Raw genomic sequence first — 24,770 nt, 5'->3', positions numbered from 1 at the left:
ATCGCTGACTATCCGATCGATAACGATAAAATGACGGCATTCGTACGGATGACGCAGGACGAGCGTGTACTCGTGGTGCACAATATGTCGGGAGAAGAACAAAAGCTGACGCTGCGCAACCAGAGCGAGTTTACGAACCTGCTGCTGTTTTCAAAGGAAGGCAGCAAGCTGGACAAAGAGGGTAAAACATTGACGCTTCCCCCTTACGGTTCCGCCATTTTGAACTGACAAAGAGGCTTTCCCGGCGTTCATCGCGCAAAGTACTGAAAAGTCTGATCATAATCAGAAGAGTCTTGCCGCAATCGCGGGCAAGGCTCTTCTGGCTTTATATCCTCAAGTATGAGGATGAGATCTTTACCGCAAGGTCCGGAAAGTGCTATGAAAGGTCTGGATACTGTCATGAATTTTGTCTTGACATTGTTGAAGACTGGATTTTTTAAAAATAGGTAATCACAAATGTCTGGATAACACCTTAATTATGTTCAAATATCACGAGAATAAGATTTTATAATAAATTTTGAGTTCAGCGATACAGTAATATCATGAACTTGGAAGTATAGAGTCAATAAGATACATGGATGGGAGAAGAGGGATTGTCTATGAGAACCAGCCAATTAAGCCACAGTCCTGCTCCTTTGTTTTACCTACAAGCCGATATATGGGGTAATTATCGTTTTTAAAGATTTTAGCCCTGCTTTAGGGATTTGGGATAGTCCATGGGCAGGTTTTAAGTACTTTGAAAAGTACTTTCATTCCTACCAATTCTCTATCACAATCAAAAATACGTTGTTTATAAGCCTTTACAGCTTTGCTACGTTTCCAATTCCGATCATATTTGCATTGGTAGTTAATCAAATGCGAAAAAATCAATTTAAGCGTTTTTTCATTCTGTTATCATTGTTTCGACTATCCCAATCATGTGCATCTATCCGTTTATTCAGAAGTATTTTAACAAAGAGGTGATGATTGGCGCAGTAAAGTCATAGAGTATGCTGAAAACTGGACTTTTAGGACACGATTAAAAGGAATGAAAGTTAAAAAAAATTGGGGGATTTTGCATGAGAAAAAATTCGAAAAACGTAATAATAAAAAAAATACTGGTCGGTTTGACCCTGACTTCTACACTTGTTTTTGTCCTTGCGGGTTGTGGCTGTACAGCAGATAATGCGGGTTCAGCCGCGATCAATACGGGCAGCAATTTTAATCAAGAGGGTTTGCCGATTGTCAATAAACCGGTTACGTTGGATGTACTGACCATTCGTTGGGGCAATATGGGAGATAGCTTCACAAAAAACACATGGCTACAAAATCTGGAGAAGAAAACCAACGTAAAAATCAATTGGCAGGTGGTGTCCTCCAACGAATGGGATACCCAGAAATCGGTCATGTTAGCCAGCGGCCAGTTACCGGATGTTATTTTAGGTGATCTGGCATTTGGGGATTCAGATATCGTCAACAATATAAGTTTTTTTCGCCCGCTAGATGATTATATTGATAAATATATGCCAAATCTGAAAGCAGCTATGAAAGAAAACCCGGAACTGAAGAAAGCCAGTACTTTTCCGGACGGGAAGATTTATTCTCTACCCGCGAGGGGGCCAGCGCAGCCCGTGTCGATAAGTCAGCCGATTATCAATAAAGAGTGGCTGGACCGCTTGGGGCTGAAAACTCCTACTAACATGGATGAACTCTACAATGCTCTTCAAGCATTTAAAGAAGGAGATCCCAATGGGAACGGAAAGCATGACGAAATTCCAATTAGCTTTTCCGGAGATTTTAGCGTGAATTTCATCGCTCCTTTTGGCGTCTTGGACCAAGCAAATCATATGATGATCAAGGACGGCAAGCCGGTGTACTATCCTACTTCTAAGGAGTATAAGGCTGGCCTTCAGTGGGCACATAAATTATATGCGGAGGGCTTAATCGACAAAGAGTCTTTTACACAGGATAAGACTATGTTGAACGCAAAGAGGCAAAATCCAGATGCACCTCTTGTGGGATTTGATTATCAGTGGACGCCGGACGCTGTTTTTGGTAAATGGGGGAATCAATATGAAGCCATTCCACCCATTGCAGGTCTGGATGGAAAACGTTATCAGCAAGGCAACCCTTCTTCAGGAATTACTCGTAATCAGATGTTGATTACAACCTTTAGCAAGAATCCGGAAGTCGCTGCCCGTTGGGCGGACCAGTTCTATACAGGTGAAGCAAGTATTCAGAATTTTTGGGGTGCCATAGGTACCGCCATTAACAAGAACAGCGACGGTACTTACACGCTGATGAATCCACCGCAAGGAACCAGTGCAGACGCATGGTACTGGGACAATTCCCTTCGATCTTTCGGACCTAAATATGTGAGTACCAGCTTTGACAAGAAGATCAAACTCGATCCGAAAACCGGAGATGGGCTGAAATTGCAAATCGATAAGCTGGGTAAAGATTACGTAACACAGCCATTCCCGTATGTCGTGTTTGCAACAGAAGAATACCAAGAACTTCCTACCCTTATAACGGATATTGATAGCTACATTGCAAGTACCTGTGCCCAATGGGTAATAAAAGGCGGTATCGATGAAGAGTGGGATGCATACGTGAATAAACTAAATGATATGGGACTCAAAAAGCTGATTAAAATCTATGATGATGCGTACAATCGATACATGGATGTAAAATAAATTTCAACTGATTTCCCTCTGCCCCGCAGACTAATTACTGCGGAGCAGAGTTATCAATATAACGACAAGCTTACTCGCTGGTGGCACTGCTTAATAATAGCGATCATACCTCGACCTACTCAAGACTGGTTATGAATTTCTTTAGAAATTTACCGAAGGAGATGGAAGAATCCGCACTAATTGATGGAGCAGGACCATAGCGTATTCTTTTCGGTATCTTTTTGCCATTGTCTACACCTGTGCTTTGCAACGATACTTGTGTTTACAATTGCAGGTCATTGGAATGAGTTTTTTTAGGTTTTGGTGTTGATGACCAAAAATGAAAATTATCCTTTGCAATCTTATATACGCCAAGCAACACTTGTAATCGATCCCTCCAAAGTGGTTGCGGAATCTGCTAAACGACTTACAAGTTTATCTAATCAGACGTTAAATGCAGCGAAAATTTTAAGGGGCTGTCCCAAAAGGTCTGAATGAACGACCTAAGGGCCAGCCCTGTTTTTCGTTTAAAACAAAACAAAAAGAAACCGTTCTTTGGTAAAATGGAAGTGCGACCAACCATTTACGAAGGGAACGGTTTCTTTGTACATTCAATATACCATGGATCAACTTTGCCTATTTGGAGGAAGACATCCCTCAAAATCACCTCGATAAAGCTCCTTGGCTTCCTTGCTTAATAGCGTTAACGGCTTCTCCGATAGCAGATGCTTGCCGTGCATCAGTGCCTGCTTATTAATCTCGTGGTGCAGATGATTGGGCGTGCAATTGTGAATAACTTCGATCTCCTCATCCTGCAGAAGATCCATATAATTTCCATACGCTTTTGAAATGTCCAGCTCCTCAGCATATTGATTCGCCTTTTCCTGATTGCTCTGACCGATTGCGACCACATCTACGTAGCCTAACCTTCTCATAGCTTCTATATGCACTTTACCGATGAATCCTAAGCCAATAACAGCTGCCTTTACTCGTTTGATACGGTTGTCCCCCTATAGGATATGCATTCATTCATACCGATTCTTATGAATGTAGTACTTGTAACTGAACTGCTTTGATTTTATTGCACCGCTCGAAATTCCTATGTTGGTCTCCTCGATAAACTTCTCGACTAACAGTCATTCTACATGATCAGAAACCACTAATTTTAATATAATTAATGGACAATTACCCAAAGTAGCATTCAAAACAGGCAAAGTTTTGATGTACTACACGGCAACTTGGGATGTTCTTTTTATTATTTTTTTGGTTCCAGCAGAGAATCAATAGAGAAATTTGAGAAACATTGCTAGTATTTTTTATATATTTGCGGACCACAACATACGCTGCTTCTTTTGCTTTCGATCGGAGCAGCGAACCCGACATTAACGACGGTTGCTCTGGCGATTCGTACTGCGGATCATTTAATCCGGCAGTTGAAATAAGCGGTGGATACGGGCATGACCTAAAAACATGGTCCAATATTATAAGCGCCCTCCAAATGGTCGGATATAGGGGCGGTTTTCACATTGAACAACATGATCCGCTGATGGACGGGTTGGAGGGATTCAGCAAAGCGGCGGACAGCTTGCGGAGATTGTTGATCCGCGGCCCCGTGGAATTAGCGTAATTATTGTTCTTTCGTATCCGCCGGGATCGTTTCATCCTGTTGAAAGGTCGTGATTCGCAATGAATAGTTCTACCGAAAGCATGGATGATTGGATTCCTCTGACTCCGGTCGAGAAAATGGCGCAAACCGATTATGATGTGATTATTGTCGGCAGTGGAGCAGGAGGAGGGGCCGCGCTCTGGAGATTATGCCAGCAATGGGGAAAGAACGGCAAACGGGTCGGAATGATCGAGTCGGGACCCCTTTTATTGCCGACGCACGGACGGAATATCCCGACGATGAATGACGAACGTTTCATAAGATATTTTGAAAATCCGCTACATACGGAGAATATCGGAAAGTCTTGGCCGGAATACCCCGGCGCCAGAATGATAAGAGCGTTAGGCGGAAGAACGCTTCAATGGTACTTGGTCTCTCCCCGGCTACATCCGGAAGATTTCCAGTCCTGGCCGATTACTTATGACGAGCTTGTTCCTTACTATTTGACCGCCGAACAAATCATGAATGTAACCACAAGGTACGCCGCAGGGTCCTCGATTCAAGACACGCTGCTCTACCGCCTTCGTTCTAACGGATTTCCCGGGGCGACCGATACTCCATTAGCGGCAGATCTTGATTCTACCAGGTATGGGCAAATTCATTCGAATGTTTTTTTTAGCTCGATTATTTTTTTGTCCTATGCGCTGAATATGAGACCTTTCGATTTGGCAGTTAATACGCGCACGGTTCAAGTTTTGACAGACAAAGGGAAAGCCATCGGTGTCAAAGTGATGACCCCGGACATGAAATCCTACACGATTCGAGCCAAAACGGTCATCCTCTCCTGCGGCGCATGGGAGAGCCCACGGCTTCTTCTTCACTCCGGCATTCCCGGACGCGCCATTGGGCATTATTTAGTAAATCATATGAAAGTGTTTGCGAATGTCAAAGGAACACGGAGGCAGTTCGGTGAAGTGGCAGGCGTAGCCAGTCTATGGATTCCTGTACCCGGAAATCGGTGGATGATTATGTACGGTTTCGGGACAGATCCCTTTGACTACTTTTGGTATTCCTATGAACAAAAACCGATTTTGGATGAACTGAAATTAAGATTTGTCTGTGGAGGAACGGTGGAACAGCGATATGAAAACTGTGTATACCTTGAACCTGGAACAGAGGACGAGTATGGCATCCCGCGCCTGCAAGTGAACTTCTCTTACAGCAATCAGGATCGGGCAAGGATCCCTGAAATGTTCAGAACGATGCGAAGCGCGGTTGGCGGCATGCGTTTGGATTTTGAAACGGAACCCTGGATGATCGCGCCCGGGGAAGATAATCATGAATGCGGCACCTGTCGGATGGGTCTTGATCCCGAGACTTCCGCAACCGATCCCTACGGTCAAATCCACGATATTCCCGGCCTGTTCGTCGCCGATAGCAGCGTCGTCCGCCTATCCGGACCGGCCAACCCGATGCTGACGACCGTCGCTTTGGCGATTCGGACAGCAGATTATATTGTCAGCCAAACGAAGGCATGATCGGAAACGATTGTTGAGGAGCTTGCCGCGCGGCAGCTCCTTTTTTTGGGCTCCTCCGTTGCCCACCGCCCAAGGCTGGTTTCACTTTGCCCGATAGATAAATATAACAATACTAGATGTTATTGGAGCGACCTGCTTTGGCGCTCCTTTCAGGTCTTAATCTGTATTTCGTTTTTCTGCCTTTCCTTCTTAAACAAAGCGACAACTGTCAGAATTAGCAGCGGCAAAACAAAGGCCAGCATCGCCCATAACGGATGAAAAGTCGCAATGATTTCCCCCCACTCCGTCTCTCCGTCATAGCCAACGAGCGTAATCATTAAACAGAGCATCGCCACCGGCATAACGATCGTTCGATGGTCTTTAAGCAGGAACAGCTGGCTCACATATAAGCTCAGTACATACAACGTAACCGTCGCTTTCATGTAAGAACCCAAAATGAGCGATATGCCGATAATCGATTCGATTCTTTGGATAATTTCCTGAAATTCGACTAGACGCGCGACGCGAAACAGTGCGTAATGATTTTTACCGGCGAACGGTCCAAATACCATAATCGCGCAAACACTAGATAGGCATAAGATGACAATATTCATGGCCAAAGCCACAATCAGGGTGCGGGATAATTGCTTGGATGAACGCTTATTGACGTACGGCAGAAGCATCGAAATCAGAAAGATTTCGGAATAAGGAAAACCGAATGTGAATACGGCGCCATGGATCACAGGCTTAATCCCGTCCGGTATAATCGGAAGCAGAAAAGCCGGCTTATACTCGGTCATAGCCAGCAGCAGAATCATACTGATAAAAAAGGCGGTAATCAGAGAGATCAGCGTAAACATCCGGGCCATAACCTCAAGTCCGTCACGGGCAGTCAAGGCCGATAGGAAAAAGATAAGAAACGAAAACACATAAACCGGCGTTTCCCTCATCATCGAGCTGACCATAAACAGACCGACATCCATGACGATCGCAGTCTGTATTTGAATTATAAAAGACAAGGTAACGATGGAGAAAAGGATCGTCAGCCCTGTGCCGATTAATTTTCGGCTGTATTCCACATAGGTCAAGCTCGGATATCGGCGGTGCAGGAAAAGAATACAAGCCAACATACAAAACCCAAGTCCGCCTGATAGTAAAAGGGACAACCACGCTCCGTTATTCGCTCTTCCAATGAGCGGCCCCGGCATATTAATGATGGAAGAACCAGTCATATAAGTGAAAAAGATAACGCCCAACTGTATGGGACTGATCGTCTGTTGCTTGTTCATGCTTTCCCCCGTATACTGTCACCTTTATTTGTGGACCGTCAAAAATTCTTCAATTTGTCGGGCCGTTTCCGAAAATATGGGTCCGATCAAATCATAATAGTCAACCCAATTTCTATTCACCACATAATCAATTCCCATGTATAAAGAGGCGAGCATGAGAATCAAATAGATGGCTTTCTCCTTCTTGTTTCCGTTGGTCTTCAAATGAAAGCCGTCATACAGCATCAAGGAGCCAAACATGACGATCAGAACAATGATTCTTTCCATCATAAGCGGTAACACCCTCCCTCTACTTTGCATCGGATAATGTGGGATTGTTTATTGTGGTACCGCTTGTAACCAGCCTCAATTTGACTTGAATATCAAAAGGGATTTCCGCAAATTTGTCGTCCCAGTTTTCTTTCAGCCGATAGAATTGTTGGGGATGGTTTCTATAGATCAGGTTTCCGATCCCGATGACGTCCATTTTTTTGCTTTGTAGAAAACGAATCGAATCAAGCATTTGCTTCTTCAGCACTTCTTCCAGTTCTCGAATGAAGATGGCCTCATCCTCTTTTGTTTTGATGTTCGTGCATTTTAATTCCCCGATCGCCGTATCCCCCCGTGCCGTAACGGATACGGTAACCTTCCCCCCATTAAACTTAGGCTTTATTTGGGTTTTCAAGTGAAGGATTTCCCCGGACTCCGTTTCATTTTTATTGCCCTTGCAGGGGATTACGATTATGCCCGATTTATACTCGTTTCGCAGCATGATAAGACCTTTTACTCTTTCTGGAGATAGGATTGCCGTCATTTTCCCTTTCTTAAGAAGAGCAAGGCCAGCTGCCGAAAACATTTCCTTTGTATGCTTGTCCTCATATACGTAAGAAACGAAGGAGTCATTATGCGGGCTTAAATATTGCTGTACCAAATCTAAAAGAGAGGTATCCATCGTTTTAGAGGAAGTAAGGTAGGCCGCTTTCTTGACACGCAAAAGCTGCTGTCCCGACGTCTGCTCAATAATCGGTTGTTTTTTCAGCAGATTCCCCGCAGATCCTTTCGCAATGATGAGTGATACGGTGACCCTCGGCTCATGGTCCCGGTAAAAGATGTCGAGGAGCTTTCCGATGTCAACGGTTCTGGCAAGCTTCTCCCCGATCACAATAACGCGCATATGGCTAAATTGGGCTTTTCTGCCCAAATGAATCGGAATATCGCGAATCGCCTCCAAGACGGAACGATCCGACGTCTTAATATTTAGATTAGAGGAGGAGCCTCCGCTTGAAGCATTCTTTTCCCCTTGAGCCGCTTTGGGGCGATAAACCTGCGTAATCATATCGATATTTCCATCTTTCCCGCGGTCCAGTGCGACTCCCATAACCAATCCGAACTCGGTAAGCTCACTTTTACTCCAGCACCCGGGAAGGATCATGAGAAAAGCTGAAAAGAAGAGAAGAATCGTCAATCCTTTCATTGTGCCTCCTCCTTCCGTTAACAGATTGATGGGTTACTTATCGGTTTTGGGCAATTGTTTCCGGGGAGTGCGTAAAAGCACTTTTAAAGGAACCCGAATCAAAACGTCCCGCAGCTCGGAAAGCCGAAATGGACCAAACGGTGCAAAATAGGGTTGTCCAAGCGAGCGAAGCTTACAAAGATGACGTAAAATAAATATAAAACAAATCATCATCCCGAAGCCGCCCAAAAGAGCTGCAGAAATCATGAGCGGAAATCTTATTACCCTAAGTGCAGTGGCGATACTGTATTGGGGAATCGCAAAGGAGGCGATCCCCGTAGCGGCGACAATGATGACCATGAAAGGAGAAGCGATCCCTGCGCTGATTGCCGCATCCCCAATGACAAGCGCCCCAACGATGCTTACCGCGGAGCCGACCGGTTTCGGGAGCCGAACCCCGGCCTCTCGGAGCAGCTCAAAGAAAAATTCCATCATCAGCGCTTCAAAAAAAGCGGGCAGCGGTATCCCTTCCCGCGCATCGATGATCGCAAGAAGCAATACGGTAGGGATAAGCTCAATGTGAAATGTCGATAAAGCGATGTAGATGCTGGGCAGTGTCAAAGCCATGAAAAAAGCGATGATTCGAAGCCACCGAATCAAAGTCGAAATTACCGTTCTCTGATAATAATCTTCACTGGATTGGAAAAATTCCAAGAATAAACCTGGGCATATTAAAATACCGCCCGTACCTTGAACCAGGACGGCTATCTTTCCTTCCAGCATGGCGGCCACCGCCACGTCCGGCCGTTCCGTATACCGATGCTGGGGAAAGGGTGAGTACGTAGAATCTTCGATTAGTTGTTCGATATAGGAGGTCTCCAATATTTCAAACTGTTTGATTACCTCCACTCTTTTTTTGAATTCCGCCAGCAATTCGGGATCAACGGTGCCGTCAATGTACCCGTAGGCGACAGTCGTTTTCGTTTTTCCGCCCGCGGTAATCGTTTCGAGCTTAAATTCAGGCGTTTTCAGGCGAATACGAAGAAGACCGAGATTTTTTTGTAAATTTTCGACGGTGCTCTCCCGAGGCCCCTGAATATGCCTTTTTTTATATATCAAAGTGCTCGCCGTACATTTCTTACAGGTGAATAGAAAACGACGAGGAGTGGTTTTTAAAATGGTAAAAGTAACGGTATGGAATGAAAATCCTCATGAGAAAAGGAATCCGCTTGTTTGAATTGGGGAATAAAAACAAATAGACCGATCCCCCGAAAGGAATCGGTCATATTTACTTTTCTATAGCGTTTAGCGTTTGCTACTTCTTTGTTATTTGGCCGCTTCCTTGTCTCTTCCAATCAGAGACCCATTAGTCAAATGCTTCAAGCGGTGTCACTCCCATAATAATTTGCGTGAAATTTCATCGCGCGGAGAAAGCGTATTCCGTAATGGCTGAAAGTCTATCCCGTATTTATACTCATCCCTCAAAAAAAGATTCGCTCCTGATGTTTAAGCTCTCTCGGCAGCTAATTGAAACGCTGCACATAAGAGCGATTGTATTGGAAACCGCATCTACACGCGTGTAATTTGTTTGGTTTCCTTCGACTTCAGCGCTGCCAAAATAACCGCCAATGATTTCATGCCTTCCTCACCGGAAACCGGCGGTTCTGTATCCAGAACGATGGAGTCGACAAATTTTTCAACGATATGCGTGTTATTTTGCCCGCCGTCTTTATTCGACTGAATTTTGCCAAGCTCATAATTTACAACTTCTCCGGTTGCATACTGCACCACTAAGGAATATGCTGGGTTGTCCTCTAAACCTATAATCCCTTTGCTGCCGTAAATAACTAACGCAGTTAAAAAATAATAATAGTGATATATGAAGGGTGTGGAAAGAGAAAAGCCGCTTAGCGAACCTTGAATTCGCAAGCGGCTTTACGTAGTGCATTCCGTTAATCGTCACGATCTGCATCTCGATTACGCGCCGTAGTCATATGTTTGCTTTTCAACCTATCGCAATCATTTTTTAATCTTTTCATTTCGAATAGTATTGGGGCAAATTTGGGGCAAGAGTACATTTTGAAATGACATTCATTGAACGTTACTGACAGACAGGTTAAAGAAAAATGCAGTAAAATCAACGTATTAATATGAAGAGACAGTTCAGAAATGGGGTATTTCTCAGCCTTCCAAGCTAATAGCGTGGGTTCGATTCCCATCACCCGCTCCAACTACAAACGATGAAGTCCTTGATCTTTCAAGGACTTTTTTTTATTTTATAACATTCGTTCGATGGAGCCATTGCTCACGGAAAGAAGATACCAATATTTACACATATCATTTACTTCTAAACAGAGCAAGCATCCTATGCAGATTACGCTGTTCTGTTTTTGTGAGGATTGGCTTCAGGGCTTCAACCCTGTGGGTTTTTGTAGTATGATGGTAGAAGTCAAAAAACGTTCATGTTGTGTATTAAAGCTTACGGAGCGACCATTGCTTCGCAAAATTTTAGGAGGAACAGTATGTCGGATCAATCTGCATCTACTTTGACGACAAATCGGCAGCAGGCTAACAATTTGCTGCGACGCGATGTCCGGTTTCTGGGTAATATTCTAGGCGAAGTTCTCGTCCATCAAGGAGGACGCGAGCTGCTTGATATTGTGGAACGGATTCGTGAGCAAAGTAAAGCTCTTCGCGCTGAGTTTGTGCCGGAACTATTCGAACAATTCAAGGAAAACGTATCGTCTCTAAGTCCGGAAATTCGTCATCAAGTCATTAGAGCGTTTGCTATTTACTTTCAGCTCGTTAATATTGCCGAGCAAAATCACCGGATTAGACGGAAACGCGACTACGAGGTTTCTGCCGGTGAAACGGTACAGCGCGGCTCGATCGAGAGCGCTATTCAGGATTTGAAGGAACGTGAGATTGCGATCGGGGATGTTCAAGATATTTTGAACGGTATTTCTCTTGAGCTTGTGATGACAGCGCACCCGACCGAGGCGACTCGACGTGCGGTGCTTGATATTCACAAACGGATTGCTATTGATGTAATGGAGCTTGATAATCCAACATTGACTTATCGCGAGCGCGAGAAGCTGCGTGAGAAGCTCATGAATGAGGTTCTCATTTTGTGGCAGACCGATGAGCTTCGTGACCGCAAGCCAACGGTTATCGACGAGGTTCGTAATGGCTTGTACTATTTTGATGAAACGTTGTTCGAGGTGCTGCCTAACGTTTATGAAGAGCTTGAGCGCTGTCTGAGCAAATATTACCCGGATGAGAACTGGCATGTACCGGATTACTTGCGCTTTGGCTCTTGGATAGGCGGCGACCGTGACGGCAATCCATCCGTAACGGCGAAGGTAACTTGGGAGACGCTAACGCTGCACCGCCAGCTGGCTATTCGCAAGTACGAAGAGAAGCTTGAAGATCTTATGGGTCTGCTCAGCTTCAGCACAAACCTGGTTGAGGTGTCGGATGAACTTGTGGAATCGATTCGTTCGGACCGCGAGCATGTTGAGCTGAAATGTGTTGATTTATGGAGAAATACGAAGGAGCCTTACCGTATTAAGCTGGGCTTTATGCTAGAGAAGCTCGCTAATACGCGGGATGAATCGCTAAAAGGTTCGCCGATGCGTTATAATCACCCGAGCGAGCTTCGCGAGGACTTGCTTGTAATCGACCGCAGTCTGCGTAATCACTACGCTGATTATGTAGCAGATACGGCACTCGCTACGCTTATTCGTCAAGTTGAATTGTTTGGCTTCCATCTCATGGCGCTTGACGTTCGTCAGCACAGCCAAGAGCATGAGAATGCGATGTCCGAGATTTTGGCGAAAATGAACGTGGTAGCGGACTATGCCTCGCTATCGGAAGAAGAGAAGACTGATCTGCTTCACCGTCTCCTGAACGATCCAAGACCGCTTACGTCGGGACATTTGGATTACACAGAGTCGACGCGTGAATGCTTGAACGTATACCATACGATTTATCGTGCGCAGCAGGAATTTGGCGTCAATTGCATTTCCAGCTACCTGATCAGTATGACCCAAGCGGCGAGTGACATGCTTGAAGTTATGGTTTTCGCGAAGGAAGTTGGCTTGTTCCGTAAGGAAGCTGACGGCTCTGTTCGCTGCACGCTGCAATCGGTACCGCTTTTCGAGACGATTGACGATCTTCATGCGGCACCGGCTATTATGAAGGAGCTTTTCGAGCTGCCAATTTACCGTCAAGCGGTAGAGGCTCGCGGCAACCTGCACGAAATTATGCTCGGTTACTCCGACAGCAACAAAGACGGCGGAGTGGTTACGGCGAACTGGGAGCTGCGCGTGGCGCTGAAAGAAATTACGGCTGCCGGTAAAGAATATGATGTGAAATTGAAGTTTTTCCACGGCCGTGGCGGAGCTCTTGGCCGCGGTGGAATGCCGCTTAACCGCAGTATTCTTGCTCAGCCGCCTCACACGATTGGCGGCGGCATCAAAATTACCGAGCAAGGTGAAGTGCTTTCGTCGCGTTATTCGATGCAAGGCATCGCTTACCGCAGCTTAGAGCAAGCGACTTGGGCGCTTATTACGGCAGCGCGTTTGGCGAAATATCCAGAGCAAGCGCAGCAAGCAGAAGCCGAGTGGGATGAAATTGCGCGTTCGATTTCCGAGACGGCGCTCACGAAATATCAAGATCTTATTTTCCGCGATCCGGATTTCTTGACTTACTTCAAGGAGTCTACTCCGCTGCCTGAGGTTGGTGAGCTTAACATTGGCTCCCGTCCGTCTAAGCGGAAAAACAGCGATCGCTTCGAGGATTTGCGTGCGATTCCTTGGGTGTTCGCATGGACGCAAAGCCGTTACCTGCTGCCAGCCTGGTATGCTGCGGGTACAGCCTTGAATCAATTTGTAAGTGAAAATGCAAGCAATCTGGAAACGCTGCGTACGATGTACGAGAAGTTCCCGTTCTTCCGCACGCTTATCGATAACCTGCAGATGGCGCTGGCTAAGGCAGATTTGGTAATTGCGAAGGAATATGCGGATATGATTAAGGACAAAACGATCCGCGATCGTATTTTTGAGCAAATCGAACAAGAGTACAAGCTGACATCCGAGCTTATTCTAAGCATTACAGGTCAAACGGAAATTCTGGATAACGTTCCTGTTATCCAAGAGTCGATTCGTTTGCGTAATCCGTACGTCGATCCGCTTAGCTATATGCAAGTACAGCTGTTAACCGAGCTGCGCGCGCTGCGTGATAACGAAGAGGATGATCCGGAGCTGCTTCGCGAAGTGCTTCTGACGATTAACGGAATTGCTGCAGGCCTTCGGAATACGGGCTAATAAAACGAATGATATAACGAAAGCCAGTCATGGTGCTAACACCGTGGCTGGCTTTTTTTGCATTTTGGAGAAAGGAGTACATAAGGTTCACTAGAACTATTTTGACCAACCGTCATATGCTGAAGAAATACATGATTAGTTCTATACAATTAGTTGGAATTAATCGTTCAGAAAGGATGGACGAAGCGATGGGGAGAGAATTTATCGATCTATTTGACCATTGGGCGGATTTTTATGACCTTACGGTACAGGGGCAAGACGAGGAATACAAGGAAGTATTTCAAAGCTATGATGCCATTCTCGAGGCGGTAGCGGAGCGCTCCTACGGTACAGTCCTTGAGTTCGGCGCCGGAACGGGCAATCTGACGGAGAAGCTCCTTCGGCGGTGCAGCAGCGTGTATGCGGTTGAGCCGTCGGCAGGGATGAGGAGACTGTTTGAAAAGCGGGCCTTAGACGCTGTGCTTTTAGAAGGCGATTTCCTGCAGTTCCCGCAAATCCCGGCTCAGCTGGATACGATCGTGAGCACCTATGCCTTTCATCATTTGACCGATGCGGAGAAGGAACGGGCTATCGCTTTATACAGTACGCTCCTTGATGAGAGCGGACAAATTATTTTCGCGGACACCGTCTTTCAGGATGAAGAGACCCGAAAGCAAATTGAGGCCGGTGCAGAGCAGGCAGGTTACATGAAATTGCTTCAGGATTTGCAGAGTGAGTATTATACAACGCTGGACGTGCTCGGACAAATATGCAGGAACCATGGCCTCGCTGTCTCCTTTCAGCAGTTCAATCGTTATGTCTGGTTGATGCATGCTAAAAAGGAATCCCCGGGCAGCGGCAGATGATGCGTGCGCTGTAAGCCAATATTGTCACTGCGCCGGACGAGGAAGGAATGCAAGGCCAGAATGCGAGTTTTCTTTCATAAAATACAAAGGGGTCGGCTGGGACCCGCCCGCCAACCCCAAATTTCTGAACCCTTTTTTTCTTATGTTCATTTATAATCCGCTTAAGTTTCGTTTAAGGTACATCCTGCATGATAGATACATAGGAAACAGACACCTACACTTGAAGGGATGATAGTAATGAACGAGGATAACAAACGCAGCGCGGATGCGAACAACGATACTTATACAGCAACTAATACATCGAATAATGCTCCTGTCTCTACTTATATTTATGATTCCAGCAAATCGACCAATGAGCTTAGAGCCTCTTACGAGAAGGAGCTCGGGCTGCAGAAGGATAGAAGTAAGCCGGAGGCTGGCGGAGAAAAACGTTCGAAACGTCCGGGAGGAAGCCCTGCCAAAACGCTGCTGGCATCGTTCCTGATTGGTGCGATTGTGATCGGCGGCTTCTCGTACTTGGCGGATAAAAATAATCTGTTCAGCGGGGGCAGTCAGACTCTGCAAAACACCGGCTCAAGCGTAGCAAGCAGTGCGGCCCAGCAGGATGCAGGCTTATCAACAGCATCACTCAGCACAAGCGATGATATTGCCTCTGTCTACGCATCGGCGAGTCCAGCGGTTGTAAAAATAGAAAATTACGCGGAGCCTGCCCGTTCCTCCTCCATGTTCAATGATCCCGGCTTCCGTCAGTTTTTTGGCGGCGGTCAATCGGGCAGAGGCGGTCAGGAGCAGCAACAGCAGCAGGAGCAAAGCAGCACAGAGCTGGAGCTGACGGGCTCAGGGACCGGTTTTTTCTTTGAACAGGATGGGTATATATTAACCAACGAACATGTCATAGCAGATGCGAAGGAGGTTAAGGTGACCGTTCAGGGCTACGATGAGCCGCTTACGGCAACGGTTCTTGGCTCGAGCTACGAGCTGGATTTGGCTGTGCTGAAGGTTGAGAGTCCTGACGGCAAAGCGTTCCCTTCCCTTAAGCTTGGAAGCTCTGATGAAACACAAATCGGCGACTGGGTAATGGCCATCGGTAACCCGTACGGCTTCGACCAAACGCTGACAATGGGTGTCCTTAGTGCAAAAGAACGTCCAATCACAATAGCCGATGAGCAAGGTGAACACGACTATGAGCATTTGCTGCAAACGGACGCATCGATCAATCCCGGAAATTCCGGCGGACCGCTCCTTAACGAGAAGGGCGAGGTTATCGGCATCAACACGGCGGTTAATGCCGAGGCGCAAGGAATCGGCTTCGCGATTCCGACAACGACCATTTCGAAGGTGTTGGATAAACTGAAAACAAATACTCTGTAATCATAGACGGAATTCATACAAGCGGAAGGTCTGGGAGGAACATGTCTCCCAGACCTTTTTAACTTTATAATTACGGAACCTGGTCGAAAGTCGATGCGTCAACTAGCCTATAGTCGATTGCTGACCCAGCACTGAACGTATATAATTGTCAGAATGGTTCACATTTTCGGGAGGTCGGCAGCAATGAAACAATCATCGGCTTATTTCATGTCGGTGTTTATCGTCTTGTTCGGTGCAGCCAGCTACGGCATCTTGTCTCCGATCATTAAGCTTGCTTATAATGCGGGATTTAGCTTTGAGCAAATTACAGTGCATCAGGTAGGGATCAGCGTCATACTGCTGTGGCTATTCGTGCTGCTGCGTCCGAAGTTATGGCAAAATCCGTTTCAACGCGGAAAATGGATCATGCTTGCCTTCATAGGCATATTCGGCTTATGCATGACAACCGTATTTTATAATTTGGCACTGCAAAAATTGGAAGCTTCTTTCTCAATTGTCTTGCTTTTTCAGTTCATGTGGATTACGATTTTGCTTGAGTGCTTGCAGGATAGACGATAGCCCAGGCGCCAGCAGATTTTCGCGATTGCTGTCGTAATGGCAGGTACGCTGCTCGCGGTTGGACTGTTTGAGCAGAAGAGTGATGTTGAGCTTAATATCGCAGGGGTCTTATACGGCCTCGCATCGGCGGTTACATACAGTTTGTTTTTGTTTCTGACAGGCAGATTGCAGACGGATTATGATCCCGTCCTAAAATCCGCGATGATGATGACGTTCGGCTTTATCGTAATCGCTCTTATGTACGGCTCGAAGGCATGGGCAGGCGAAAGCGAGTGGACGCTTATCGGATGGGGGGCGGCGCTTGCTCTACTGGGCAGCGTAATTCCAGCGATTAGCTTTAACGCAGGTATTCCGAAGATCGGAAGCGGGCTGGCATCCTTGCTGGGCGCGATGGAGCTGCCGGTAGCTGCGATTAGCGCTTGGCTCATTATTGGCGAGCAGCTTAGCGCAGGTATGACGATTGGAATATTACTTATACTTGCGGGCATTATGATTGCAGAGCATACGGCAAGGCAATCGGCCGAACGAACGGAAGGTTTGGAGGAGTTAAGGTGAATGTATTGGAAGCACGCCTGGCGCAATTAGCTCTCAAAGGCGATCAGCAGGCATTTGCTGAGCTTGTAGACCTCTATCAGGATAAGCTCTTTCATATGGCATATCGAATGCTGAATAGCCGCCAGGAGGCGGAGGATGTCGTTCAAGACACCTTTCTTCGCGTGTACAAAAACCTGGATAGATATGATGATACGTTAAAATTTTCGACATGGATCTACAGGATTGCTACGAACTTGTGCATCGACCGGCTGCGTAAGCGCAAGCCGACCTATTCGCTTGACGCGGAGTCATCCGGTCATGAGGGCTTGGATGGCTATTCGATGATTCCTAGTGATAACCGGACGCCGGAATCGGAGTTGCTGCTGACGGATACGCAGCGGATTATTCATGCGGCCATTGCAGCATTGCCGCCGAAATATAAGACCGTAATGACTCTTCGCTATATGCAGGATCTTTCCTTGCAGGAAATTGGGGATGTACTGGACATGCCCGTGACGACGATCAAGACGCGCGTTCACCGCGGCAGGGAGTTTCTCCGGAAGAAGCTCGAGCACAAATTGTAGATGGAAATGATTACTTGCCCGATTTCGAAAAAAATTGAAACATCCCCTCACTATCAACGTATCCTAATAGCGAGAATAGAACTTATGCGCGAGCAACTGAAAGAAAGGACTGGCTGCTATGAATTGCAACGTCGCCATCGTATGGATGCATGACTATTTGGACGGCGAGCTGCCCGCAGAAGATATCGTTACGTTAAAATCTCATTTGCTTTCCTGTCCGGCTTGCCGCAGTCGGTTTGAACAGCTCCAGAAGACGGACGCCGCGGCGTTCCATACTTTAGAAGCGATTAAGCCTGCCGCGGATTTTGACAAGAAGGCATCGGAGCTATTGACGCAGCGGATCATGCAGCAGCTGCCGAAGAAACGGAGTAAGCAGCGGAACGGGATCGTACGCTTTATTTACCGGTACCCGGGAGTCACTGCTGCTGCTGTGTTTGTACTCGTTATGCTAGGCAGCTTCTTCACCATGTGGGAAGAGGACACTAAGCTAATCGTAGCAGGCGAGGATCTTCAGCAGGTCATTATAGAAGGAAATACCGTAATTGTGCCGGAAGGTGCCCATTTAACCGGAAACTTGACGGTTGAGAATGGAACAGCTGATGTAAAGGGCGAGGTGGATGGTAACGTAACCGTAATCGACGGCTCATTAAACCTCGCGTCCACCGGTCATATCGCGGGGCAGAGCAGAACGATCGATCAAGCACTCGATTGGTTCTGGTACAAAGTGACGCAAACTTTTGGCGGTAATGCCCGTTAAAGCGAGCTGCCTCCCTTTTTGTAGGGGGGCATTTTATTTTTTTAAAAAAAGGATTTCCAATCCCATATATAGAAAATAATAAAGTTGAAATCCGTTCATAGATAAAAATAAAGTGATCGGCTGTTGGGGGTTGGCATATGAATTATTTCTCAGATTTAACATGGCATGACTGGATAAAGGATATTATTGATGTTGGCATAGTCAGCTTTATTATTTATAAAATGATATTGCTCGTGCGCGGGACCCGCGCCGTTCAGCTGTTGAAAGGTATTTTTATACTCGTTGCGGTATGGGCGCTAAGCACCTGGTTCAATTTGTATACATTAAAATGGCTTATGAATCAGATGTTCACATTCGGAATCGTGAGCGTGCTTATTATATTCCAGCCGGAGCTTAGACGTGTGCTGGAGCAGCTTGGGCGCGGAAAACTGTTTGCACGTTCGTATTCGCTTGACCGGGATGTCGTTAATGAGCAAATTGACGGCGTCATTAAAGCTGTCCGTTTCATGGCGGAACGGAAGATCGGAGCGTTAATCGTTTTTGAGCGAAGCACGGGTCTGAGTGAATTGATTGAATCGGGCATTCGAATGGAATCGAAGATTACATCGGAACTGCTCATTAACATTTTCACTCCGAATACGCCGCTGCATGACGGTGCGGTCATCATTCGCTCCAATCAGATTATGGCGGCGGGCTGTTACTTGCCCCTGTCGGAAAATCCTTTTATAAGCAAGGAGCTTGGTACGCGCCACCGGGCAGCTATTGGCGTAAGTGAGGTAACGGATGCGGTGTCTGTAACCGTGTCGGAAGAAACGGGGCAAGTATCCTTGTCTCTGGGTGGTATGATCGTTCGGGATATTAATGAGGAGTCGTTGATTTCCAAGCTATTCGAAGAGCTGACGCCGAAGACGAACGGACTTACGAAGGAACGCGTTACGGTATCGTCTCTTTGGAAGCGGAAAGGAGGCAGTGATGGATAAATGGCTAAGTCACCCGACCTCGCTCAAAATCATTTCCGTCATTGTCGGGTTGCTGCTCTGGGCTGTCGTACATATTGATCCGGATACGTCACCTCAGACGGTTACTTCTAATATGGATACTAAGACGATAGAGGCATCTGTTATTACAACCGAGGGCCTAGATACCGATAAGTATGTTCTTACGGCCATGGATCCTACCGTAGTGCGGCTTGATGTGCAGGGGAGTTTCTCCAATCTGCTCAAGGCTTCTTCGTTAGATGATTATGTCGTAAAGGTGGACTTGAAGGGTGCGAAAGCAGGCATACATGAGTTGCCCTTGACCGTAAAATTACCTAAAGGGATTCAGCTTGTGGAGATGTCGCCGCGAACCGTAATGGTGCAGATAAAAGAGATTTTGACGAAGCCATTCGAGCTTCAGGTCGTAACGGAAGGAAAGCCGGCTGACGGCTATGTAGTGGGAACGTCATCGATTGTAGCGCCAACGACAGGTGTCCAGGTTACACTGCCAAAGGATGATATGGGTAGGGTTGGCCTTGTAACGACGGAGATTAGTGTCGAGGGCGCTGATAAAACGGTCGTTAATAAAAAGTCTAAAGTAGTCGTATATGATACGGATGGCAAAGAGATGACGAATGCGATTATTTCTCCGGAAACGGTTCATGCCGAGGTGAAGGTCACACCGCCGTTCAAAACACTGCCTTTGCAGGTGCGCTATACCGGTACTTTGCCTGACGGGCTAAGCTTAGTATCGGTTAAGCCGGCGCTTGATCAGGTGACCGTTTACGGCGAGCAGAAGTCGTTAGAAGAGCTTCAGGTTTATGATGGTGTGGTGCTCGATCTCTCGAAGGTGAAGGAATCCGGCACCTTACAGTTGAAGACGGAGCCTATCGATGGCATTAAATCGGTCGATCCTGCTGAGGTTTCGGTGGAGGTTGTTGTAGCTCCCAATATGAAGCGAACCTTTAAGGGGCTGCCTGTAACGGTTGAGGGGCTCGCCAGCGGGTCGTCTGCCGTTATCCGGTCTCCAGCGGACGGGAAAATTGATTTGACCGTTAGCGGAGCGGAATCTGTCATATCCGCACTTAAGGCAGATGCAATTAGCGTTATTGCGAATGTCGAGGGACTAGAGCCGGGCATACATGAGGTCACGCTTCAGGTCGATGTGCCGGCTTATGTGCAGACGGTTACGGGTAAAGGGCAGACGCTGACCGTATCCATCGAGATTATTGACAATGCAGTCTCAGAGCAAGGGCAAGAAGACTCGGAGGAAGTTGGGGGTACGCCGACAGAGGAGCCTCCGGCATTGACGCCAACACCGGATACCGGTGAGGAGAGCGGCAGTGGAGGAGGTAGCGAGGCAGGCGGCTCTAATACAAATCCTTGATAAGCAAAGCGGTATAAGCGGATAATAATGAACGCAGCATATAACAAAGGAGCATTTTAATTATGGGGAAATATTTCGGTACAGACGGTGTGCGGGGCGTAGCCAATCGTGAACTTACACCGGAGCTAGCTTATAAAATCGGCCGCTGCGGCGGCTATGTTTTAACACGTCAGGCCAAAAAGCCTAAGGTGGTTATCGGTCTGGATACGCGTATATCCGGTCCAATGTTGGAATCTGCGCTAATTGCGGGTTTATTGTCGATTGGTGCAAGCGTTGTGCGTCTGGGCGTCGTTTCTACGCCGGCAGTCGCATACATTACACGCGAGCTGAACGCAGATGCGGGTGTTATGATATCCGCTTCGCATAATCCTGTAGAGGACAATGGCATTAAATTTTTCGCTGGCGACGGCTTTAAATTGTCGGATGATACCGAGCTCGAAATCGAAAAACTAATTGATGCTTCGACAGATGAATTACCACGGCCTGAAGGTGGGGATATCGGAGCGGTATCAAGCGATAAAGGCGCAAAGCAGCGTTATTTGGACTATTTGAAAACGACGATCAAAGGCGAGTTCAGCGGTTTGAAGATCGTACTCGACTGCGCGAACGGCGCAGCTTACGAGCTGGCTCCTTCCGTATTCCGCGAGCTTGGAGCGGACATTATAACGGTAGGCGCCGAGCCTGACGGGCTTAATATTAATGCCGGTGTCGGATCGACGCATCCGGAATATTTGCGCGAGCAGGTGCTTAAGCATGGCGCAGATGTCGGGCTTTCTTTTGACGGGGATGCTGACCGTCTAATCGCGATTGATGAGAATGGCGATGAGGTAGACGGCGATTTTATTTTGTGTATTATTGGCGATGCGATGAAGCGGGCCGGCAAGCTGAAGGAAGATACAATCGTAACGACGGTGATGGCTAATATCGGCTTCTTCAAGGGCGCTGAGCGTATTGGTCTGAAAACCGCACAAACGGCAGTAGGCGACCGTTACGTCATGGAAGAGATGCGCCGCGGCGGCTTCAACCTTGGCGGCGAACAATCAGGCCATGTTATTTTCCTTGACCATATAACGACAGGCGACGGTATCCTTACTGCGCTGCAGCTCGTTGATACGCTTGCAGCCTCCGGTAAGAAGCTAAGCGAGCTCAAAGGTCTGATGCGCAAATATCCGCAAAAGCTTGTGAACGTTCGAGTAGCAGATAAGAGTCTATACCAAGGCAATACAGCAATCGAGAAAGCGGTCAAACTTGTGGAGCTCGAGCTTGGCGATAACGGCCGTGTGCTTGTTCGTCCATCCGGTACGGAATCTTTGATTCGTGTCATGGCGGAAGGACCGGAGAAGGACCAGGTTGAGGCATACGTTGCGCAAATCGCTGACGTCGTTAAAAGTGAACTAGGTTAATCTTATACAGATATTGTCGAAGGCTTGTCGGATTTTGCAGTCGGCGGGCCTTCATTATACTTTTTTGGAAAATAGTAAATGATTTTTCATGGAATAGTTGCACAGCAGCTAGAAAATGAATATGATAGGTAGTATGACTCAGGAAGGAAAGCGAGGATAGAGGTTATTTAAGCATGTTAAGCGCCAGAGCTTGCGTGATGAACGATCTTGTTGTAGAGCTGGAAGCTGAGCTTGAAGCGGGAGTTCATACGGGAAGCTGACGAGGTGAAGGTGTTCGAAACATTCGGCGGGGACCTTCCGGTATTTGCTAGCCAACCGAAAGCCGTTACGTAAAACGGCCGGGCGACCGGTCATACAATCGTACGGCAGGCTGCATATTCATCATATCTATTACTCCCGTATGTCCAAGATGCCACCAGTGGGGTGGGCACGGGCAGAGGGGTTACATTTTCCGCAATGATTGGGATTATTCTGTGACAACTTCATATTGCCTGTGCCGCGCATTGGCAGGCATCCGATTGGACGGGAAAATAACCTTATCGGAGGCCTATTAAATTATGTGTGGAATTGTAGGATATATTGGTAAACGCGACTCGCAGGACATTTTGCTCGATGGATTGAAGAAGCTGGAGTACCGGGGTTATGATTCTGCCGGAATCGCTGTCTTCACGAAAAACGGGCTCGAAATTACGAAATCCAAAGGTCGTTTGGCGAACCTTGAGGGTTTGCTGCGTGAAGAGCCGTTAGAAGGCTTTGTCGGAATTGGTCATACCCGCTGGGCAACACACGGTAAACCATCCGATGTGAACTCGCATCCGCATACCGACAACACTGCGAAGTTTTCTGTCGTTCATAACGGTATCGTTGAGAATTACTTGAAACTGAAGGAAGAATTAGTGACAAAAGGGCATGTTTTCGTATCGGAAACAGACACGGAAGTTATTTCACACCTTGTTGCTGATGAATATAACGGTGACATTGTGGAAGCCGTTCAACGCGCTGTTAAGCGTATGCGCGGAGCGTTCGCACTTGGCGTCTTGACGGAGTTTGAACCCGATCGTCTTGTTGCGGTACGCTATGCAAGCCCGCTCGTAATCGGTGTAGGCGAAGGCGAAAACTTCATTGGCTCGGATATCCCGGCTATTTTGGAGCATACGCGCAACGTATACATTTTGAACGACGGCGAAATGGCAATCTTGACACGTGATTCTGTCGAAGTGATGACGACTGAAGGCGAAAGTATTTCCAAGGAAATATTTCATGTCGATTGGGATCTCGTAACGGCGGAGAAAGCCGGATTTGATCACTTCATGCAGAAAGAAATTCACGAACAGCCTAAAGCATACCGCGACACGATGATGAGCCGTATTACGGAAGACGGCAAGTCCGTGCAATTAAAAGAGCTGGGTATGACAGATGAATATATTAAATCGATTCGCAAAGTACAGATCGTAGCATGCGGAACGGCTTATCATGCAGGTCTTGTAGGTAAATCGGTAATTGAAACGCTTGCCCGCATCCCGGTAGAGACGGATGTCGCATCCGAATACCGTTACCGCGGACCAATCGTTACATCGGATACGCTAGTTATCGTTGTAAGCCAATCGGGCGAAACAGCAGATACGCTTGCGGCCCTTCGCGAAGCACAACGTAATGGCGCTCGCGTACTCGCGATCACGAACGTTGTCGGCAGCTCAGTCGCTCGTGAAGCAGACCACGTACTTATTACATGGGCTGGTCTTGAAATCGCGGTTGCTTCGACAAAAGCATACACATCGCAGCTAATCGCATTTTATCTATTTGGTTTGCACCTGGCTGCTACGCTTGGAACAAAGGATGCTGTTTACATTGAAGAAATGATTGCAGCTATGCATCAGCTACCTGCACAGGTTGAGCTCATCCTTGCGCAAGCTGATCAGTTGAAGAAAGTAGCCGTATCTATCTCGCACCATAAACATTTATTCTTCATCGGCCGCGGCGTAGACTATGCCGTAGCACAAGAAGGCTCGCTGAAGCTGAAGGAAATTTCGTATATTCACTCCGAGGCTTATGCTGCCGGAGAGCTGAAGCACGGAACATTAGCGCTGATCGAGGACGGCATTCCGGTTATCGCTCTCGTAACGCAGGAAGAGCTGTACGAGAAATCGCTTAGCAACATCAAGGAAGTAAAAGCGCGCGGCGCTCACGTCCTAGGTATCGCTAACGAAGGCTCAGAAGAGGAAGTAGCAAAATCTGTCGACGAGCTATTCGCGATTCCGAAGACGCTGCCGATCTTGTCACCGGCGTTGTCTGTTATCCCACTGCAGCTGATTTCTTACTATGCATCTCTAGCTCTTGAGCATGACGTGGATAAACCGAGGAATTTGGCAAAGAGTGTTACAGTGGAGTAGTTGGGGTAGTTTGACAGTGAAAATGTGCGGTGACATTAAAGTTGGTGCCTAGACATTAATATTGGTTCATAGACAATAATGTTGGTACCTGAACATTAATGTTGGTTCCTCAAGCTTGGCATGGATTGATAAATATTAC

The 24,770-nt window shown here is 47.0% G+C and carries 18 protein-coding genes and 4 pseudogenes; 16 read left to right on the top strand and 6 right to left on the bottom strand.

Annotated features, from left to right (window positions below; translation table 11 throughout):
- Positions 1–30: 30 nt before the first annotated feature.
- From AC0YNZ_RS25030 to AC0YNZ_RS25015, 4 genes and pseudogenes are all read left to right on the top strand, one after another.
- Positions 31–228, top strand: coding sequence for an alpha-glucosidase C-terminal domain-containing protein (locus AC0YNZ_RS25030; protein ID WP_475829212.1), 198 nt, complete (start codon positions 31–33; stop codon positions 226–228).
- Between the two features lie 399 nt (positions 229–627).
- Positions 628–885, top strand: a pseudogene (locus AC0YNZ_RS25025) (sugar ABC transporter permease); the annotation flags it as partial.
- Positions 885–986: pseudogene (locus AC0YNZ_RS25020) on the top strand (carbohydrate ABC transporter permease); the annotation flags it as partial. The pseudogenes AC0YNZ_RS25025 and AC0YNZ_RS25020, both read left to right, overlap by 1 nt.
- A gap of 72 nt (positions 987–1,058) precedes the next feature.
- Positions 1,059–2,675: an extracellular solute-binding protein gene (locus tag AC0YNZ_RS25015; RefSeq protein ID WP_475829195.1), complete on the top strand. Its 1,617-nt coding sequence runs from the start codon at positions 1,059–1,061 to the stop codon at positions 2,673–2,675.
- Positions 2,676–3,280: 605 nt separating this feature from the next.
- On the opposite strand, the gene AC0YNZ_RS25010 is transcribed toward AC0YNZ_RS25015, so the two are convergent.
- Positions 3,281–3,628 carry a Gfo/Idh/MocA family protein gene (locus tag AC0YNZ_RS25010; RefSeq protein ID WP_475829211.1) on the bottom strand — a complete coding sequence of 116 codons (348 nt, stop codon included), beginning with the start codon at positions 3,626–3,628 and terminating at the stop codon, positions 3,281–3,283.
- A gap of 712 nt (positions 3,629–4,340) precedes the next feature.
- On the opposite strand from AC0YNZ_RS25010, the gene AC0YNZ_RS25005 reads away from it, so the two are divergent.
- Positions 4,341–5,798, top strand: a complete 1,458-nt coding sequence (locus AC0YNZ_RS25005) for a GMC oxidoreductase (RefSeq protein WP_475829194.1) — start codon at positions 4,341–4,343, stop codon at positions 5,796–5,798.
- Positions 5,799–5,947: 149 nt separating this feature from the next.
- On the opposite strand, the gene AC0YNZ_RS25000 is transcribed toward AC0YNZ_RS25005, so the two are convergent.
- The 5 genes and pseudogenes from AC0YNZ_RS25000 to AC0YNZ_RS24980 form a co-directional block, all read right to left on the bottom strand.
- The gene (locus AC0YNZ_RS25000; RefSeq protein ID WP_475829193.1) at positions 5,948–7,066 is read right to left on the bottom strand and encodes a GerAB/ArcD/ProY family transporter; all 1,119 of its coding nucleotides are present in this window, start codon (positions 7,064–7,066) and stop codon (positions 5,948–5,950) included.
- 24 nt (positions 7,067–7,090) lie between these two features.
- On the bottom strand, positions 7,091–7,336 hold the full coding sequence (locus tag AC0YNZ_RS24995) for a hypothetical protein (protein ID WP_475829192.1): 246 nt from the start codon (positions 7,334–7,336) through the stop codon (positions 7,091–7,093).
- Between the two features lie 19 nt (positions 7,337–7,355).
- Positions 7,356–8,519 (bottom strand): Ger(x)C family spore germination protein, encoded by a 1,164-nt coding sequence (locus AC0YNZ_RS24990; protein WP_475829191.1) that lies wholly within the window; start codon positions 8,517–8,519, stop codon positions 7,356–7,358.
- 33 nt (positions 8,520–8,552) lie between these two features.
- Positions 8,553–9,596, bottom strand: a pseudogene (locus AC0YNZ_RS24985) (spore germination protein); the annotation flags it as partial.
- A gap of 471 nt (positions 9,597–10,067) precedes the next feature.
- A pseudogene (locus AC0YNZ_RS24980) lies at positions 10,068–10,346 on the bottom strand (Gfo/Idh/MocA family protein); the annotation flags it as partial.
- Between the two features lie 674 nt (positions 10,347–11,020).
- On the opposite strand from AC0YNZ_RS24980, the gene ppc reads away from it, so the two are divergent.
- The 11 genes from ppc (at position 11,021) to glmS (ending at position 24,631) form a co-directional block, all read left to right on the top strand.
- Positions 11,021–13,825 carry a phosphoenolpyruvate carboxylase gene (ppc, locus tag AC0YNZ_RS24975; protein WP_475829190.1) on the top strand — a complete coding sequence of 935 codons (2,805 nt, stop codon included), beginning with the start codon at positions 11,021–11,023 and terminating at the stop codon, positions 13,823–13,825.
- A gap of 188 nt (positions 13,826–14,013) precedes the next feature.
- Positions 14,014–14,670 (top strand): class I SAM-dependent DNA methyltransferase, encoded by a 657-nt coding sequence (locus tag AC0YNZ_RS24970; RefSeq protein WP_475829189.1) that lies wholly within the window; start codon positions 14,014–14,016, stop codon positions 14,668–14,670.
- A 237-nt stretch (positions 14,671–14,907) separates the two neighbouring features.
- Positions 14,908–16,041, top strand: coding sequence for a S1C family serine protease (locus AC0YNZ_RS24965; protein ID WP_475829188.1), 1,134 nt, complete (start codon positions 14,908–14,910; stop codon positions 16,039–16,041).
- Positions 16,042–16,224: 183 nt separating this feature from the next.
- The gene (locus AC0YNZ_RS24960; protein WP_475829187.1) at positions 16,225–16,599 is read left to right on the top strand and encodes an EamA family transporter; all 375 of its coding nucleotides are present in this window, start codon (positions 16,225–16,227) and stop codon (positions 16,597–16,599) included.
- A gap of 36 nt (positions 16,600–16,635) precedes the next feature.
- Positions 16,636–17,154 (top strand): EamA family transporter, encoded by a 519-nt coding sequence (locus AC0YNZ_RS24955; protein ID WP_475829186.1) that lies wholly within the window; start codon positions 16,636–16,638, stop codon positions 17,152–17,154.
- Complete coding sequence (gene sigW, locus AC0YNZ_RS24950; RefSeq protein ID WP_110773483.1) at positions 17,151–17,717, top strand: RNA polymerase sigma factor SigW; 567 nt, start codon at positions 17,151–17,153, stop codon at positions 17,715–17,717. Before AC0YNZ_RS24955 ends, sigW begins: the two co-directional genes overlap by 4 nt.
- A gap of 118 nt (positions 17,718–17,835) precedes the next feature.
- Positions 17,836–18,474: a zf-HC2 domain-containing protein gene (locus AC0YNZ_RS24945; RefSeq protein ID WP_475829185.1), complete on the top strand. Its 639-nt coding sequence runs from the start codon at positions 17,836–17,838 to the stop codon at positions 18,472–18,474.
- Between the two features lie 137 nt (positions 18,475–18,611).
- Complete coding sequence (cdaA, locus tag AC0YNZ_RS24940; RefSeq protein WP_110773485.1) at positions 18,612–19,454, top strand: diadenylate cyclase CdaA; 843 nt, start codon at positions 18,612–18,614, stop codon at positions 19,452–19,454.
- The gene (locus tag AC0YNZ_RS24935) at positions 19,447–20,838 is read left to right on the top strand and encodes a CdaR family protein (RefSeq protein ID WP_475829184.1); all 1,392 of its coding nucleotides are present in this window, start codon (positions 19,447–19,449) and stop codon (positions 20,836–20,838) included. The genes cdaA and AC0YNZ_RS24935 overlap by 8 nt, the downstream gene beginning before the upstream one ends.
- A 62-nt stretch (positions 20,839–20,900) precedes the next feature.
- Positions 20,901–22,241, top strand: coding sequence for a phosphoglucosamine mutase (gene glmM, locus AC0YNZ_RS24930; RefSeq protein WP_475829183.1), 1,341 nt, complete (start codon positions 20,901–20,903; stop codon positions 22,239–22,241).
- Between the two features lie 557 nt (positions 22,242–22,798).
- Entirely contained in the window at positions 22,799–24,631 is a 1,833-nt protein-coding gene (glmS, locus tag AC0YNZ_RS24925; RefSeq protein ID WP_475829182.1) for a glutamine--fructose-6-phosphate transaminase (isomerizing), read from the top strand.
- The last annotated feature ends 139 nt before the right edge of the window (positions 24,632–24,770 follow it).

The organism is Paenibacillus sp. J2L1-98, assembly GCF_056269405.1.
Note: the sequence above shows the minus strand (reverse complement) of the source record. Positions and strands in the feature narration are given on the sequence as shown.

Coding starts and splice junctions, on each gene's coding strand:
- AC0YNZ_RS25030 (WP_475829212.1), top strand. CDS start 31: ATGACGGCATTCGTACGGATGACGCAGGACGAGCGTGTACTCGTGGTG.
- AC0YNZ_RS25015 (WP_475829195.1), top strand. CDS start 1,059: ATGAGAAAAAATTCGAAAAACGTAATAATAAAAAAAATACTGGTCGGT.
- AC0YNZ_RS25005 (WP_475829194.1), top strand. CDS start 4,341: ATGAATAGTTCTACCGAAAGCATGGATGATTGGATTCCTCTGACTCCG.
- AC0YNZ_RS25000 (WP_475829193.1), bottom strand. CDS start 7,066: ATGAACAAGCAACAGACGATCAGTCCCATACAGTTGGGCGTTATCTTT.
- AC0YNZ_RS24995 (WP_475829192.1), bottom strand. CDS start 7,336: ATGATGGAAAGAATCATTGTTCTGATCGTCATGTTTGGCTCCTTGATG.
- AC0YNZ_RS24990 (WP_475829191.1), bottom strand. CDS start 8,519: ATGAAAGGATTGACGATTCTTCTCTTCTTTTCAGCTTTTCTCATGATC.
- ppc (WP_475829190.1), top strand. CDS start 11,021: ATGTCGGATCAATCTGCATCTACTTTGACGACAAATCGGCAGCAGGCT.
- AC0YNZ_RS24970 (WP_475829189.1), top strand. CDS start 14,014: ATGGGGAGAGAATTTATCGATCTATTTGACCATTGGGCGGATTTTTAT.
- AC0YNZ_RS24965 (WP_475829188.1), top strand. CDS start 14,908: ATGAACGAGGATAACAAACGCAGCGCGGATGCGAACAACGATACTTAT.
- AC0YNZ_RS24960 (WP_475829187.1), top strand. CDS start 16,225: ATGAAACAATCATCGGCTTATTTCATGTCGGTGTTTATCGTCTTGTTC.
- AC0YNZ_RS24955 (WP_475829186.1), top strand. CDS start 16,636: ATGGCAGGTACGCTGCTCGCGGTTGGACTGTTTGAGCAGAAGAGTGAT.
- AC0YNZ_RS24945 (WP_475829185.1), top strand. CDS start 17,836: ATGAATTGCAACGTCGCCATCGTATGGATGCATGACTATTTGGACGGC.
- cdaA (WP_110773485.1), top strand. CDS start 18,612: ATGAATTATTTCTCAGATTTAACATGGCATGACTGGATAAAGGATATT.
- AC0YNZ_RS24935 (WP_475829184.1), top strand. CDS start 19,447: ATGGATAAATGGCTAAGTCACCCGACCTCGCTCAAAATCATTTCCGTC.
- glmM (WP_475829183.1), top strand. CDS start 20,901: ATGGGGAAATATTTCGGTACAGACGGTGTGCGGGGCGTAGCCAATCGT.
- glmS (WP_475829182.1), top strand. CDS start 22,799: ATGTGTGGAATTGTAGGATATATTGGTAAACGCGACTCGCAGGACATT.